Here is a 16,061-nt window from a genome sequence, read left to right on the forward strand (position 1 = left end):
CCAGGGTAAGTGAGACACGTAGTATATCACGTACTTACATTTTACTCGCTTTAAACTTGAAGTTTTAATAATTTCCCATCATCTGAGGCGATGTCTACGACGGTCACTGAGCGCAGCCGAAGTGTGGGCTGTTTGGTAATACCATACTTTGAAAAATAAAAAAGGTAGGAAATTTTCCTACCTTTTACCCAAAAAAAGCATTTTGTAACCAAATACCAAATTAAATATCACACACGCTTTTGACGTATCTATTGCAAACCTATGACGAGGGTATGACGTTTAATTTGTAGTTGATTTCGCGATTACTCCCAGTTGCAACCCTGGTGGATAGCTACCTTCTTCCTTGATGCGCTTAATTTCAGCATCGGTTATCTGCAAATTTAACTTTTCTACCAGCGATCGCACAATATCTCCCCGATCGATTACACCAGCTACAGCACCAGCCGGAGAAAGGACGGTAATTCTCGGTAACTGCTCATTTTCTAGCTTGTTAATTACCTCAGCGATCGCTGTTGACTCTGCAACGGTAGGTATTTCTGTCAGCGGATGCACTATGCTATGTAAGGTTTCGGTTTCCCATTCACTCCTTTGGGTTAAACGGAAATCGTCAATGGAAACTAGACCCCGGTAACGTCCATCAGAAGCAGCAAAATAAACTTGTGAGGGATTGGTTTCTAAGAGGTATAAATCGGCAAAGGAACGTAATGTCTGGTCAGCATCAATTACGCGAAAGTCACGAGTCATTGCATCGGCCGCCACCACCTTGAGCAGGCTTTCTTGCAATGTAGTCATGTTGTCATAGGTGTTAGCGTTGCGGACAGCAAACCAACCCAACAGCGCAATCCACAAACCAACTACTAACTCTCTGGTGACGAAGTCTACAACAAATCCGAAAGCGATCGCAGCATAACCCAATATTTGCCCAGCCCTTGCAGCCCAGTGTACGGCTTGAAAACGATTACCTGTGATTTGCCATAGTGCTGCTTTTAACACTTGGCCCCCATCTAGAGGTAAGCCAGGAATCAGGTTAAATAGAGCCACTACTAAGTTAATTCTCGCTAAATCTCCAACCATGACACTGAGGGGATTAGTATCAGGAATCAGAAAAGCTGCCAGACGGAGTAGGACAAATAGGATGATACTCACCAAAGGCCCAGCGATCGCTACTTGAAAGGCTTTAAAAGGAGTTTTAGATTCTTCTTCAATGGCAGCAATCCCGCCAAACATAAATAGGGTAATTGAATTAACTCTAATACCTTGCGATCGGGCTACCAAGCTATGACCCAACTCATGCAATAGCACCGAACCAAATAGCAGCAGTGCCATAACTATTCCAGCACTCCAAGCTATAACAGGCCCCCATTCCTGGTAAGCTACCCCAAAATTCAGGGTTGCCAACCCTAAAATCACAAACCATAACGGGTCTAAAAACAGGGGAATTCCAAATAATGACCCAATTCTCCAATTTGTTTGCATTACATTGCCCTAAAACTAGATATCGCCAGTACTTTTTATACCGAAATACTTCCTTTGTTCCTATACACATCTATATTGAGTATCGATTCGGTAGTAACAAGTGACGAAATGCTCTTATTTCTAGAATAGACAATTAATGCCTGTGAGCAAAACTCTGGAATTGGGAATTGGGCATGAGGTTAAGGTAAAGGTGAGAGGTAACAGGTGACAGGGAATAATCTATACTCTTTACCCTGTAACCTATTCCCTTCTTCACCCCCTACTCCCCCTGCCCAAAATCATTTTTAGGAGTTTTGCATCGATAGCGGGGTTACATAGTAACACCTCTGTCATCACAAAACTATAGACGACCGATGTTAGTCAATCCTAAAACAATGCCAACGCCGATAATATGACCAAAAGCCATCGCTGCAACGAATGTTGGAATACTAATCGGCAGGATAGGGAACTTGGGTCCAACTAAGGGTTTTTCAATCCTAGTACTTAGTAAAACTATTACTAAGCTACTGATGCTGATGATGATTCCTACTGTGGGATTCCACGCGGGTGTTGCGGGAACAGTTTCAGCTGCTGCTAGTAAAATAGATGAAATCAAGCTTTTGTCTCCTAAAATATAGACCTACAAGATTATAAAATTACCAAGGCACAAAAGTTTTTCGGATAGTTTAGACTTTCTTGATATTATTTTAAATTTGTTGTTAAATTTTTTATGCGCGTTAAGATTTGCGGCATCACTCAACCACAGCAGTCTATAGCGATCGCCTCTCTAGGCGCAACGGCATTAGGATTTATTTGTGTGCCAAACTCACCTCGTTACGTGACTAAATCCCAAATTCGGGCAGCAGTGGCAGAACTCCCAGCAAATATTGACACAATTGGGGTTTTTGCCAACGCTAGTATCCCTGAAATCAGTCAGATAGTTGCTGATTCTGGATTGACTGGTGTGCAGTTGCACGGAGATGAATCAACAAATTTTTGCTACCAATTACGTCAAGCTTTACCCAATGTCGAAATTATTAAAGCACTGAGAATTCGTAGTCTTGAGCATCTTGACACAACGGCTGATTACACCAAATTTGTAGATACTTTGCTACTTGACGCCTACCATCCGCAACAACTAGGTGGTACAGGCAAAACTTTAGATTGGACGATGCTAGAGCAATTTAGCCCTAGTTGTCCTTGGCTTTTAGCAGGAGGATTAACAGCCGATAATATTGTGCAAGCCCTAAATCAGGTTAATCCTAGCGGCGTTGATTTATCTAGTGGTGTGGAACGGACACCAGGAGATAAGGATTTAGATAAAGTAGCCAAGTTGTTTGAGAAGTTGGGGAGGAGGTAGTGAAGAAGGCAATAGGGTACAGGTAACAGGGTACAGATTATTCCCTGTCACCTGTTACCTGTCACCTCTCCCCTAACCCCACTCCCCATTTATTAAAAGAATGCTGGTTGGTGGCGAATCAAGTTGAAAAATTCTTCGCGGGTTTTGTTGTCTTCTTGAAATACACCAAGCATTGCGCTCGTGACAGTCCAAGAACCTGGTTTCTGGACGCCACGCATCACCATACACATGTGGCTAGCTTCCATCACTACAGCAACGCCTTGAGGTTCTAAAATGGTCTGGATTGCTTCGGCAATTTGGCGGGTTAGTCTCTCTTGTACTTGTAAGCGACGGGAATACATCTCAACAATCCGGGCCAGCTTACTCAGTCCAACAACTTTTTGGTTAGGAATATAAGCAACGTGCGCTCTACCCATAAATGGCAGCATGTGGTGTTCGCACAGACTAAAGAAGTTAATATCTCTAACAAGTACCATCTCGCTATGCCCTTCATCAAAGATGGCATCGTTAACAAGTTCTTCAAGAGATTGGTTGTAGCCACTGGTCAGAAACCGCATTGCTTCGGCTACTCGTTTGGGTGTTTTTAGGAGTCCTTCGCGTTCGGGGTCTTCGCCAACTCCCAGTATTAGTGTCCGCACGGCGTCTTTCATTTCCTCCATCTGTTCCTCTGTTGGCGGGAACACATCCGGTTGTCGCCCGTTGTGGGTGTTGCGATCGGGTCTAGGAGTTATGGCTTCTGCCAAATCGGGAATCAGAGGCGATTGAGAGCAATTGGAACCGTTGGAACTAGCAATAGTCATGATTCAGTCTTGGTTATGGTTTAGTCATCAGTCATCAGTCATTAGTCATTGGTCATTGGTCATTGGTCATTGGTCATTTGCAAAAGACAAAAGACAAAGGACGAAGGACTAATTTAGAGTGCGCCAGCGCTGGGCATCAGAGTCAATTCATCAATCACTGCCTGTTGTGGTAACAGAACTGTGTAGAGAATTGATTGAGCCACAATTTCCGGGGTTAACATTTTGGAACGGTCTAAGTTGACATGGACTGTTTCTGTATCCCAAAGTTCGGTATTGACTGCGCCGGGACAAATAGCTGTGACACGAATACCGTGAATGCGTTCTTCTTGTGCCAGGGTTTGAGAGAGGGCTATCAAACCAGCTTTGCTGACGCTGTATGCTCCCCAACCGGGAAAGGGTTGCTTGGCGGCAATTGAGGCGACGTTGATAATTGTGCCTGTGCCTCGATCGCGCATTGAAGGTAAAATCCCCACAATGCACTGAAACACACTGGTGAGATTCAAGTCAATTACCTGCTGCCAGTCTTCTAGGGGAATTTCGCTCAAAGCGCCTGTATAAGCGATGCCAGCATTGTTTACCAGAATGTTTATATCACCAAAGTCAAGGGCGATCGCTTGGATCTTGTCTTTGACTTCCAAAATCCGCGCTAAATCTACAGCGTAAGCTTTCGCTTCCACCCCAGTATGCTCTACGGCTTCTCTTACTGCCTCCAACTTATCCAAAGAACGGCTGACTAAGGCAACATCTATTCCCGCTTTTGCAAAGGCTAAAGCTGTTGCTTTCCCAATTCCACTACTGGCCCCAGTAATCAGGGCGCGTCGTTTTTGCTCAACACTCATAGTGTCTCCCAATGTTTTGGCAGTTCCCAAAGCCTATTACCACCCCATTATTCACACTTCTCGGTTTGGATAGATTAAAGGAATCTAAAAATCTGATGATTTTCATTAAGCAGATGTTATGATGCAGCACAATAGTAACCATATTGTGGTTTTTAACAGTAAAGACAACAAATTGTTGCCTGGAAAACCACGCGGTACATCGTACATTCAAATTAGATTATTTACATAATACAAAATCCACTCAATCAAATTGAGTAGACTTGCAAAAAATGCAAATGCCTATGGCTAGATTGTTAAAAATCTTTAAGCACATAGGCAATTATAGCATTCCTGTTTTGCTAATCTATCATTATAGAGTTGCTTTAGTGGGCAACTTCTGTAAAGACACCAATTTTGCGGAATTTTTCATAGCGCAGTTGGCGGCGTTCTGGAGCGGTTAAACGATTGAGTTCGTCTAAGTTTTCCATCAGCACTTGCTTAAGAGTAGTAGCGGCTTTTAAGGGGTCGGAATGAGCGCCACCAGTGGGTTCAGGCAGTATTTGGTCGATAATTCCCAACTTTTTCAGGTCGTGGGAAATAATTTTTAGCGCCACAGCGGCTTGGGGAGCCTTACCAGCATCTTTCCACAAAATTGCAGCGCAGGCTTCGGGAGTGGCGACGGTATAAACGGAGTGTTCAAACATGAGTAAGCGATCGCCTACACCAATACCAAGTGCGCCGCCGGAACCACCTTCACCGATAACTGTGCAGATAATTGGCACATCTAAGCAAAACATTTCCCGTAAGTTGTAGGCGATCGCTTCTCCTTGACCTTGGTGTTCTGCTTCTACCCCAGACCAAGCTCCTGGTGTGTCGATAAAGGTTAGTATTGGCATACTAAACTTGTTAGCGTGTTCCATCAATCGCATAGCTTTGCGATAGCCACCAGGGTAAGGCATTCCAAAGTTACGGGCAATATTGTCTTTAGTATCGCGCCCTTTTTGATGGCCCAACATCACCACAGGTTGCCCACTTAGACGACCAACACCACCAACTAAAGCCGGATCGTCACCACCACAGCGATCGCCATGCAATTCCATCCATTCATCACTAATTGCCTGAATGTAATCGAGAGTACTGGGGCGACGCGGATGACGAGCGACTTGTAATCGCTGGGACGGGGATAGACTAGTGAAAATTTCCTCACGTAGTTGCATGGCGCGTGCTTCTAGTTGACGAATTTGACCAGAAACATCTACGCCATTTTCTTCTGCAAGTTGCCGAATTTGATCGATTCGGGTTGCAAGTTCTGCTAGGGGCTTTTCAAAATCTAACAGTAGCGGTTTACGCTCGGTAGTTGCCATCGTAGGGTTTATAAGTACGAGTTATAAGTTATCTATCCTTTGTTTTTTGTCTTTTGTCCTTTGTCCTTTGTCCTTTCTCCTTTGTCCTTTGCAAATAACAAATGACTAATGACTAATGACTAATGACTAATGACCAATGACCAATGACTAATGACCAATGACTAATGACCAATGACCAATGACCAATGACTAAACCAGTAGCGGTCTAAATCCATGTTTCACTGATACCTTACCAATCTGCTCCATTTTGTCTACGGTAATCTGATTCCGTCCCCAGGAAAAGTTCGTGTATAACTTCTCAAATTCCAGCAGCATTGATTCGGCAAAACAAGCAAACAACTGGCGGGCTGGCACATCCATATTGACGATTTTCATAATTTTCCAGTCAATATCCAGGGAATGCTCGACAATCCCACCATTTAACACATATACACCAGGATGCTGAACTTTTGTTGCTAAGTTTTTCGGATAGCCACCATCAATCAATAAACAGGGTTGTTTCAAAGTGGCCGGGTCTATTTCCACGCCTCTAGGCATACTCGCAACCCAAACTACAATGTCAGCTTCAGGTAATGCTTCTGTCAAACCCATGATTTTTCCTCGCCCCAGTTCGCCTTGCAGTTCTTTGAGGCGTTCTTGGTCGCGGGCGATCAACAGAAGTTCTTTGACATCTGTTTTCGCATCTAGCCAGCGGGTAACTGCACTACCAATGTCTCCAGTTGCGCCACATATAGCAACAGTCGCTTTTGACAGATCGATGCCCAATTGTTTTGAGGCTTCTTCCACCTGCTTACAAATAATGTAGGCAGTATGTGTGTTTCCTGTAGTGAACCGTTCAAACTCTAGTTTAATGTTGCGGACTTGGCTAAACTGGTCTAACTTAAAGTTTTCAAAAATAATTGAGGAAAATCCGCCTAAAGCTGTAATGTTAATGCCATGCTTTTGTGCATGGGCCATCGCGTTGAGGATTTTGCGTGTTGCAGCTTTGATGCGCCTACTAGCAAGCATCTCTGGCAAAAAGCAAGATTCTACATACCGTCCTTCAATTTGTTGCCCAGTTATACTGGTGACAATAATGCTATCGACAATTTGCGGTGGGGCGCTGCACCAAAAGTCTAGCCCTTGATCGGCATATTCTGGGTATCCCAATTCTTGAGCTACCGATTGAGCGTGTTCTAAACTAGTCAAATGTCCAATTAGACCAAACATGTAGTGATTATTAGGCTTATGCTGTCTTGAGGGCGTGGAATTTAGTAGAGTTAGGAGTTAGGAGTTAGGAGTTAGGAGTTAGGAGTACGATTCATAATTTCTCACTAATCATTCCTCACTCCTAACTTTTTTAAGCGGCTATGAGTCCGTAGGCTGACAAGCGCATGATGTCGCGAGTCGTGAAGCCTATGTTACTTAATGCTTCACCGTATTGAATCATAAAGTCTTCTACTAAAGCATCTTTTTCCATTGCCATTGTGTGGGCATCACCCTCTACTTGGTTGAGCATTTTCCAGACGATGGGTAGGTTATGGCGATTTGCAAGTTCAAGTTCAGCTTTGGATTCTGTGAAGTGTTCTTTCAACCAAACTTCTCCAAAGTTGAGGTGGCTATACTCATCTTTTACTACTCCTTCCGTGATTTTGCGGGCAAAAGCATCGGCAACGGGGATGTAAATGTTATATGCTGCGATCGCAAAACATTCGATAATCAAAGACTGAATCAACAGACAAGTAACGACCTTCCCGGACGCTGCTGCTGTTTGGAAATTTTGGTGTAGTCCAGAGAAAAATTCCTTGGCAAATTGCAAATCTGGGGTGACATCCAAATTCCGCCCACAAGCTTCAAATCCTTTCTTGTGTCGGCTTTCCATCTTGGAGAGGCGAATCAATTCATCATGAGATTCTGGCAGCAGTTGGGCTAATGTGATGTAATTTTCATGGGCTTCTTGTTCCCCTTCAATCACGATCGCATTAATCCGGCTATAAGCATCTTTGTATGTTTCGCTCTTGAAATCTAATTCTTTAAATTGGTCTGCAAGCTGCTGCATAGTTATCTTTACTCCTGTAAACCTGAGTTATTTGACACCAAGTATTGATTTTCCCTATGAACTAAGAGTAACAATTACTGTGGTTTAATTTAACTTAACAAGTAGACTATGTTTATAGATTAATTGTTGCTGGGGGCAATGTTCTAGTACTAGCGAAATAAATGCTTTGCAGTTTAAGTTTATGTTCAAATCAAACTCGAATCTGAAATCTAGCGATTTTTTGAGCCTAGTAATCTTACTGCTAGGGGCATTTATCGTTTTACTACCATTGTTTGTGGTCTTTCTCACCTCCTTTGCACCGACATCCGCCAGCCCAGAAAATTTGTTCAAAAATAACTGGTCTTTAGCAAATTACCGCGTTGCGTGGCAACAAGGAAAATTTTTGCTCGCGTTTGCTAATTCTACCTTGGTAGCGATCGCTGTGACGGCGTTTCAGATTGTCACTTCTGCTTTAGCTGGTTACGCCCTAGCACGGTTGAAGTTTCGGGGACGCCAAGCACTGTTATTAGTCGTTTTAGCAACTTTAGTGATTCCCTTTCAGTTATTGGTGATTCCCATCTTTTTGGTGTTGAAGTGGGGACACCTGATAAATACATACTGGGCGCTGATTTTACCCACTGCGGTTAGCGGATATGGGATTTTCTTATTACGTCAGTATTTCCAGACAATTCCTGTAGAGTTAGAGGAAGCCGCAGCGATAGATGGGGCGAACCGACTGCAAATTTTGTGGCGGGTGATGTTACCTTTAGCCCGTCCGGCCTTGCTAACGCTGTTTTTGTTCACCTTCATCGGTGAGTGGAATGATTTATTTAAGCCTCTAGTATTTACGACAAGACCAGAATTAAGCACAGTGCAACTAGCATTGGCTGAGTTTCAGGAGCAATTTACGAATAATTGGCCCTTGATGATGGCAGCAGTAACAATAGCCACAATTCCAGTGATGGTATTATTTCTCATCGGTCAGCGTCAATTTCTTCAGGGTATTGCTGCGACAGGGATTAAGAATTAGTGGGGAAGGCGGTAAGTGGAAGCCCGATTTTAGTTACTAGAGATGCCCACTCGACAAGAAATAATTTGAATTGGTATTAGTTAAAAATAGCTGTAAAGAAAATCTCGCAGGAAAATTATGAACTTTTATGACACTGAGCGTAATCATTGCTAACTAAACTGAAGCAATAATTATACACCTCCCGTCAGGAACGAAAACACTCATGAGTTCTCAACAAGTCATAGATCCTCAAATATTACAGCAGTTACAAGAAGAAATTCAGCAGAAAATGAATGAAAGCCTAGAAAACGCTGACTTACACTCAGTGCTTGAAAAGTACGGCTTATTAGAATATAGAGTCTTGAGAATTCATTGGCAGTGTAATCTCGATCCAAATCAACTCCAATCTGATGATGCACTTGATGAACAGCAACCCAATGCATTATTGGCAGAAACTTCAAGACCTTCAATACCAGAAATTGTGTTAGTCAAAAAAGCATTGTGTATCCCTTGTCCATCAACTGGTAGCCCTTTAGGCTGTAACTGCTAAATAATTTTATCTTCGGACTGCAAAGAGTTTATTCTAGTGAATGTAAAAATACTAAACTTTGCTTTTATGTAGTAGCTAGGCTACAAAGATAACATCAGCGTACTAACATCACTACTTAGCAAAAAGCAGTATTTTAATAAACTCTGATGTTTTGAGCGCCAGTTTTTCATGTCTCAAAATCGAAGCAGTTGCCACTGGAAGTTAGGAATAGTGAGTACTTTAGTAATTGCTAGAGTGCTCACTTTTGCTGAGAGTTTTGCTCTAGCTCAAATTCAAAAAGATGCCACACTTGGATCTGAAAGTTCAATCATTACACCAAAGCTAATCGATGGTCAGCCTATAGACCAGATCGATGGTGGAGCAGTTCGTGGTACAAACTTGCTCCACAGCTTTGAAAAATTTTCTATCTCTGCGGGAAGGACAGCCCATTTTAACAATGCAATCAATATTCAGAACATCATCAGTCGGGTGACAGGCAATTCTGTTTCTAATATAGATGGCATTCTCAAAGCTAACGGCACAGCCAACGTATTTCTGATTAATCCTAACGGCATCGTTTTTGGGCCTAATGCTTCTTTAAATATTGGCGGTTCATTTGTGGCTAGTACGGCGAGTAGTTTGAACTTTGCTGATGGTACAAACTTTAGTGCTACATCACCTCAAACTGCACCTCTACTCACAGAAAGTGTTCCTATAGGTTTACAATTCGGAACAAATGCTCGACCTATCCGCAATCAATCCCAAGCAAGTCCTAATAATGCAATTAATACCTTCGGACAAGGTGTTGGTCTACAGGTGCAGCAAGGCAAAACCCTAGCACTTATAGGCGGCGATATAACGCTAGAGGGCGGGAATTTAACAGCAAGTGGGGGAAGAATTGAGTTAGGAAGCGTTGCTGGCAATAGTTTGGTCAGTCTTAATTCAACGAATCAAGGTTGGGCGCTAGGATATGAAGGTGTTCAAAATTTTCAGAACATCGAACTCACCCAGCAAAGTGAGATTCCATCTACTGTAGATACCAGTGGCAAAGGTGGCGGTAATATCCACCTGCAAGGACAACGAGTACTGGTAACTGACGGTTCACAAATTTTGGCTTTTACCCTGGGAGCGCAACCAGGAGGAAATTTAACAGTGAACGCTTCCGAGTCTGTAGAACTTGGACTAAATACGTTCTTGTCTACTGGAACTTTCGACACTGGAAACTCTGGGAATATAAATATTACTACCAGAAAGTTGATTGCCAAAGATGGAGCGCAAGTCTTAATGTTCAATGTTGGTTCGGGATTGGCCGGGCAATTGACCATCAACGCCTCAGATTCCGTAGAACTAATTGCAGGTATCCCCATTTCTCCTTTGCCAGATGGTAGTGATTTAATATCCAGTGGATTATTTAGTGCAACTTATGGCGCTCAAAATGCTGGCAGCATAATAGTTAATACTGGAAAGTTACGTATCGAGGGAGGGGCAGCAATATCAACAAGTTCTGAGGGTGTACTTGGGCGTTTTTCTAACCAATTTATACCAGCTACCGGAAATGGAGGAGATTTGACAGTGAACGCCTCCCAGTCCGTAGAATTAATCGGAACCTCAGCAAATGGTTCTAGGCTCAGTAGCTTATTTGCTGGCACTCAAGGGCCTGGAAATGGCGGCAACTTGACCTTAACTACAGGGCAATTAATTATCAAAGATGGGGCGGCAATAACTGTGAGCAGTGAAGCTCGAAACAATGTTAACTATCAAGGGGGTGTATCCAATTTCGGTCTAGCAGGCGAACTCAATATAAGCGCTCGTTCCATCCTGCTGGATAAAGGAGAACTCACATCTAATAGTGAGTCAGGTAAGGGCGGTGATATTGGGGTACAGGTGCGGAACTTGTTACTGATGCGTCGCAACAGCCAAATCTCTACTAATGCTGGAGGTGATAAAACTGGCGGTAATATCACCATCAATGCACCTAATGGCTTCCTCGTCGCTACTCCCTTCGGAAATAGCGATATTACCGCCAACGCCAACTTTGGTTCTGGTGGTAAAATCGCGATCGCTGCTAAGAATATCTTTGGGTTTGTGTCACGCACCCGTGCAGAGGTGGAGAGACTCGATCCAAAAGATATAAATCCGAATAACATCCCAACAAGTGATATCACTGCATTTTCTCAGCAAAACCCTTCATTAAGTGGCACAGTACAAATCAACTCACCGGATGCTGACCCCAGTAAAGGATTAGTGGAACTACCTGTAAATCTGGTTGATGCTTCGCAGCAAATTGCTGCTGGTTGTAGTTCTGGTGGAAAAATAGGAAGAAGTTCATTTTTTACTACTGGGCGTGGAGGAATACAAGCCGATCCCACAGAGCCATTGATAGCTGATGATGCAGTGTTGGCAGATTGGATCGCCCTTCCTCCAGAGAGTCAGAATCGTGCTGGCGGTATTCAGAAAAGAGCAGTTGTTCAGGCGCAGGGAAACACAGAAGAAAAATCACAGAAGGTTAATTCTGTCAATGAGCCTACTCAAATTGTAGAAGCCCAAGGCTGGATTCTAGATGCCAATGGGAATGTGGTTCTGGTTGCTCAAGTACCTACTGCATCGCCTCATAACTCTTCGCTCGTTGCTACATCTTGCGGTGCTAATTAAAATTTGAGATTCTCATAACTTTTGTTGGTGCGTCGGCGTAGACCGTCGTAGACATCGCTATCTTTGCAATGAACTTTATATGAGCGATCGCTTTTTTCTCAAATCAGGTGTGGCGCATTAGCCTAGCCCATCACATCGCTACTTTGTAATAACCTTCATCGCCTTAATAAAGCTTGTAAGCTTATCTAAACCGTAAGCAGAGTGTGAGACTTGAGGAAGTATTAATTACTCAATTCTCTAAGTAATCAACGGTGAGTAGCCAGATTCATAAATCCTTTAAGAAAATCCGACAGAAATATATGAAGTTTTGTTACACAATACGTAATTATAACTAGCCAAGCTGAAGTCATAATTATCAGAGTTCACAAGAGCGTTAGAAACCTAATGCTTTCATACCACTCTAGACTTTGTATTATTGATTCCTTCGTTGCCAAACTGTACTAATCAAACTCACGTTAATTTAGTACATCATAAAATAAGTTCACACATTTATCAGTCTGCAAGGAGAGCAAAATTCATGGAATCTCAAACAGGACAGTCAACAGTTATAGATGCTGAAATATTACAGCAGATACAAAACGAAATTCAGCAGGAAATAAGTGAGATACTGGAGAATTCTAACTTTCACAAAGTACTCGAAAAGTATTCTATATCAGGAGACAAAATTCTTAAAATTAAGTTTCAATGCAGTATAGATATAAATAAAATTCAACATGGTAATACTGTTGATAATGAGCAAATCAAGAAATTTTTGTCAGAAATTATAGGAGGGACAAAACAGGAATTAATGCTAGTGAATAAATTATTGTGTATCCCTTGCCCCACAAACCAAAGTATTAAAGGCTGCTACTGCTAAGAGCTAATTTGTAAACTCAAGTAAAGTACTTGTCTAATAAGGGTTTCAGTAATTTAAATCAATACAGCATTTATTCGCTGAAATTCAGACCTAGTAATGGGTTGAGTACCCTTAAGATTTTCTTTACGAATCAGCTCTAAAGGATGTGGTTTTCATAGAGCAGCTAAAAGCCCCCATTTAATTGAATATGAAAATACCGATTTTTATACTCACGAAGTTAGGCTGAATAGATCATCTCACAGTTTCATTATCATAATTAGTAATGAGCAGTAATTCACTAAACTATTGTTTTTTGGTGCAAATTATATAATGGCTCAAAGCCGAACTATTTGGTACTGGAAGTTAGGATTAGTGAGTGCTTTAGGAATTACTGGAGCGCTCACCTTCTCTGAGAGTTATGCTTTGGCTCAGATTGTCAGAGATGACACTTTGGGATCGGAAAATTCAGTTGTTACACCCACGCTAATCAATGGTAAGCCTACTGACCAAATTGATGGTGGGGCAACTCATGGTACAAACTTGTTCCACAGCTTTGAACAGTTTTCTGTTCTCACTGGCAGTACAGCTTACTTTAACAATGCGGCAAATATTGATAACGTCATTGCTCGGATAACAGGCAAGTCTGTTTCTAATATTGATGGTACACTTCGAGCTAACGGTAATGCCAACCTCTTTCTAATTAATCCCAACGGGATTATTTTTGGCCCCAATGCGTCTCTAGACATTCGCGGTTCATTCGTGGCAAGTACAGCAAGTAGTCTGAATTTTGCCGATGGTACTAACTTTAGCGCCACAGATCGCCAAACCACACCCCTTCTGACAGTCAGTGTTCCCGTTGGCTTACAATTTGGAGCTACACCAGGAACGATCCACAATCAATCCCAAGCAAGTCCAGGTGGCGTAACCAGTTCCTTCTTAAAAACACCTGTTGGTCTACAGGTGCAGCAAGGCAAAACCTTGGCACTTGTAGGTAATGATATCACCCTGGATGGAGGAAATTTAACAGCAGAGTCGGGACGAATTGAGCTAGGAAGTGTCGCTGGCAATAGTCTGGTCAGTCTGAATCCTACAAACCAAGGCTGGAGTTTAGGGTATGAAGGTGTTCAGAATTTCCAGAATATTCAATTCATCCAGCGAACTGATGGTTCTAACACATATCAATCTATTGTAGATAGTAGTGGCGATGGTGGCGGTAATATCCAAATACAAGGCAGGCGCGTACTGCTTAATGGCGGCTCACAGATTTCTGCTAACACTTTAGGATCGCAACAAGGAGGGAATTTGATAGTGACTGCCGCCGAGTCTCTAGAACTTGACGGTAGTGCAATATTGTCAAGTGGGACTGACTCAGACTCAACTGGAAACGCTGGAAACATACAGATCGCTACCGCGAAGTTGATTGTCAGGGGTGGAGCACAAGTATTAATGTATAATCGTGGTTCGGGTTTACCGAGTCAATTAATCGTAAATGCCTCAGATTCGGTGGAACTGATCGGCGGCACTATCACGCCATTGCCAGATGGTACTGATTTACTACCCAGCGGATTGTTTAGCGCTGGTGAGAAAAATGCTGGTGATATAACTATAAATACCAAAATGTTGCGTATCCAGGGGGGAGCAGGGGTATCAGCAGAGTCTTCGGCAATACTATTTATTAAGTCAAATCAATTTATACCAGCCACAGGATATGCAGGAAATTTGACAGTGAACGCCTCTGAATTGGTAGAAGTAAGTGGAACTTCACCAAATGGTTCTAAGCTCAGTAGGTTGTTTGCTGGAACTAAAGGGTCTGGAGATGGCGGCAACTTAATAGTAACTACAAAGCAATTGATTGTCCGGGATGGAGCTGCAATAACTGTGAGCAGTGAGGCTGAAAACGATTTCAACTCTCAAGGGAGTGTATCCAATTTAGGTCAAGCAGGCGAACTCAATATAAACGCTCGCTCTATCCTGCTGGATAAAGGAAAACTTACATCTAATAGTGAGTTAGGTAAGGGCGGTAATATTGCGCTACAGGTGCGGGATTTATTACTGATGCACCGCAATAGTCAAATATCTACTAATGCCGGAGGTGATGGAGATGGCGGTAATATTACCATCAAAGCACCAAATGGCTTCCTTGTTGCCGCTCCCTTAGAAAATAGCGATATCACCGCCAACGGCTTCTCTGGCTCTGGTGGTAAAATCACAATCACTGCTAAGAACCTTTTTGGTTTTGTGCCTCGCACAGGTGCAGACGTAGAGAGACTTGACCCAACAGGCCAAACAAACCCGAATAACCTGCCAACAAATGACATCACGGCATTTTCTCAGCAAAACCCTTCATTAAACGGTACAGTACAAATCAACTCACCAGATGCTGACCCCAGTAAAGGATTAGTAGAATTGCCCGTAAATCTGGTTGATGCTTCGCGGCAAATTGTTGCTAGTTGTAGTTCTGGTGGAAAAATAGCAAGAAGTTCATTTATTACCACTGGACGTGGAGGAGTAGTAGCCGATCCCACGGAGCCATTGATAGCTGATGATGCTGTACTAGCAGATTGGATCGCGCTCCCTCCAGAGAATCAGAATCGTGCTGGCAGTATTCAGAAAAGAGCCGTTGTTCAGGCGCAGAGAAACACAGAAAAAAAATTACAGAAAGTTAATTTTGTCAATGAACCTACTCAAATTGTAGAAGCCCAAGGCTGGGTAATAGATGCCAATGGGAACGTAGTTCTGGTTGCTCAAGTACCCACACAATCGCCCCATAATTCATCGCTCACCAATACATCTTGCGCTGCTCATTAAAATTTGAGATATGGCGATATTTCGTAACTTTGCAGTCATCCGCGATGCCTACGGCTGGCTACACCTACGCAATTGCTGCTCTTGTTGCGATTGACTTGCTTCCAGAGTATAACTTTGACTATCGCAAAGCCTTGCCCAACCGTTTTGCTAGTCAGCAAGAAAAAGCTCCTTTGACAGTTACTCTTGATGCTGATGTCGCTGAGATATTCAAAACATCAGAAGCTGTTAACAACGCTCTCCGTGCCTTACTCTCAGCAATTCCAAAGACTGAAAGATAAACTGCGTACGCCGAAATAACAAATGGGTACGCCGAAATAACAAATGGGTACGCCGAAATAACAAATGGGTACGCCGAAATAACTAGGACTTACGCATTGACAGAATCATGATTATGTGTATTAAAGTCCAACTTCT

At 42.8% G+C, this 16,061-nt stretch carries 14 protein-coding genes; 7 read left to right on the top strand and 7 right to left on the bottom strand.

From position 1 onward, the window contains the following. Positions 1 to 279: 279 nt before the first annotated feature. Complete coding sequence (locus tag RMZ42_RS15155) at positions 280 to 1,476, bottom strand: site-2 protease family protein (protein WP_322672168.1); 1,197 nt, start codon at positions 1,474 to 1,476, stop codon at positions 280 to 282. Between the two features lie 340 nt (positions 1,477 to 1,816). Continuing rightward, positions 1,817 to 2,071 carry a photosystem I reaction center subunit PsaK gene (gene psaK, locus RMZ42_RS15160; RefSeq protein WP_322672169.1) on the bottom strand — a complete coding sequence of 85 codons (255 nt, stop codon included), beginning with the start codon at positions 2,069 to 2,071 and terminating at the stop codon, positions 1,817 to 1,819. Positions 2,072 to 2,185: 114 nt separating this feature from the next. Between psaK and RMZ42_RS15165 the strand changes: the two genes are divergently transcribed. Then, positions 2,186 to 2,815: a phosphoribosylanthranilate isomerase gene (locus RMZ42_RS15165; protein WP_322672170.1), complete on the top strand. Its 630-nt coding sequence runs from the start codon at positions 2,186 to 2,188 to the stop codon at positions 2,813 to 2,815. A gap of 92 nt (positions 2,816 to 2,907) precedes the next feature. Here RMZ42_RS15165 and folE read toward each other — a convergent pair whose 3' ends face one another. The 5 genes from folE to RMZ42_RS15190 form a co-directional block, all read right to left on the bottom strand. Further along, entirely contained in the window at positions 2,908 to 3,615 is a 708-nt protein-coding gene (gene folE, locus RMZ42_RS15170; RefSeq protein WP_322672171.1) for a GTP cyclohydrolase I FolE, read from the bottom strand. Positions 3,616 to 3,728: 113 nt separating this feature from the next. Then, positions 3,729 to 4,454 (bottom strand): SDR family oxidoreductase, encoded by a 726-nt coding sequence (locus RMZ42_RS15175; protein ID WP_322672172.1) that lies wholly within the window; start codon positions 4,452 to 4,454, stop codon positions 3,729 to 3,731. A 362-nt stretch (positions 4,455 to 4,816) separates the two neighbouring features. Further along, entirely contained in the window at positions 4,817 to 5,797 is a 981-nt protein-coding gene (locus RMZ42_RS15180) for an acetyl-CoA carboxylase carboxyltransferase subunit alpha (RefSeq protein WP_094349744.1), read from the bottom strand. 189 nt (positions 5,798 to 5,986) lie between these two features. Further along, entirely contained in the window at positions 5,987 to 7,006 is a 1,020-nt protein-coding gene (locus RMZ42_RS15185; protein WP_322672173.1) for a long-chain acyl-[acyl-carrier-protein] reductase, read from the bottom strand. Between the two features lie 130 nt (positions 7,007 to 7,136). Further along, positions 7,137 to 7,835 (bottom strand): aldehyde oxygenase (deformylating), encoded by a 699-nt coding sequence (locus RMZ42_RS15190; protein ID WP_322672174.1) that lies wholly within the window; start codon positions 7,833 to 7,835, stop codon positions 7,137 to 7,139. 181 nt (positions 7,836 to 8,016) lie between these two features. Here RMZ42_RS15190 and RMZ42_RS15195 point away from each other — a divergent pair, with 181 nt between their 5' ends. From RMZ42_RS15195 to RMZ42_RS15220, 6 genes are all read left to right on the top strand, one after another. After that, on the top strand, positions 8,017 to 8,844 hold the full coding sequence (locus tag RMZ42_RS15195) for a carbohydrate ABC transporter permease (protein ID WP_322672175.1): 828 nt from the start codon (positions 8,017 to 8,019) through the stop codon (positions 8,842 to 8,844). A gap of 202 nt (positions 8,845 to 9,046) precedes the next feature. After that, entirely contained in the window at positions 9,047 to 9,373 is a 327-nt protein-coding gene (locus tag RMZ42_RS15200; RefSeq protein ID WP_322672176.1) for a hypothetical protein, read from the top strand. 168 nt (positions 9,374 to 9,541) lie between these two features. Beyond that, entirely contained in the window at positions 9,542 to 12,004 is a 2,463-nt protein-coding gene (locus RMZ42_RS15205) for a filamentous hemagglutinin N-terminal domain-containing protein (protein ID WP_322672177.1), read from the top strand. A 517-nt stretch (positions 12,005 to 12,521) separates the two neighbouring features. Continuing rightward, positions 12,522 to 12,860, top strand: a complete 339-nt coding sequence (locus RMZ42_RS15210; RefSeq protein ID WP_322672178.1) for a hypothetical protein — start codon at positions 12,522 to 12,524, stop codon at positions 12,858 to 12,860. A gap of 309 nt (positions 12,861 to 13,169) precedes the next feature. Next, positions 13,170 to 15,647 carry a filamentous hemagglutinin N-terminal domain-containing protein gene (locus RMZ42_RS15215; RefSeq protein ID WP_322672179.1) on the top strand — a complete coding sequence of 826 codons (2,478 nt, stop codon included), beginning with the start codon at positions 13,170 to 13,172 and terminating at the stop codon, positions 15,645 to 15,647. Between the two features lie 44 nt (positions 15,648 to 15,691). Beyond that, the gene (locus RMZ42_RS15220) at positions 15,692 to 15,925 is read left to right on the top strand and encodes a hypothetical protein (protein ID WP_322672180.1); all 234 of its coding nucleotides are present in this window, start codon (positions 15,692 to 15,694) and stop codon (positions 15,923 to 15,925) included. The last annotated feature ends 136 nt before the right edge of the window (positions 15,926 to 16,061 follow it).

This window comes from Nostoc sp. DedQUE05 (assembly GCF_034530955.1).
Classification (GTDB): Bacteria; Cyanobacteriota; Cyanobacteriia; order Cyanobacteriales; family Nostocaceae; genus Nostoc.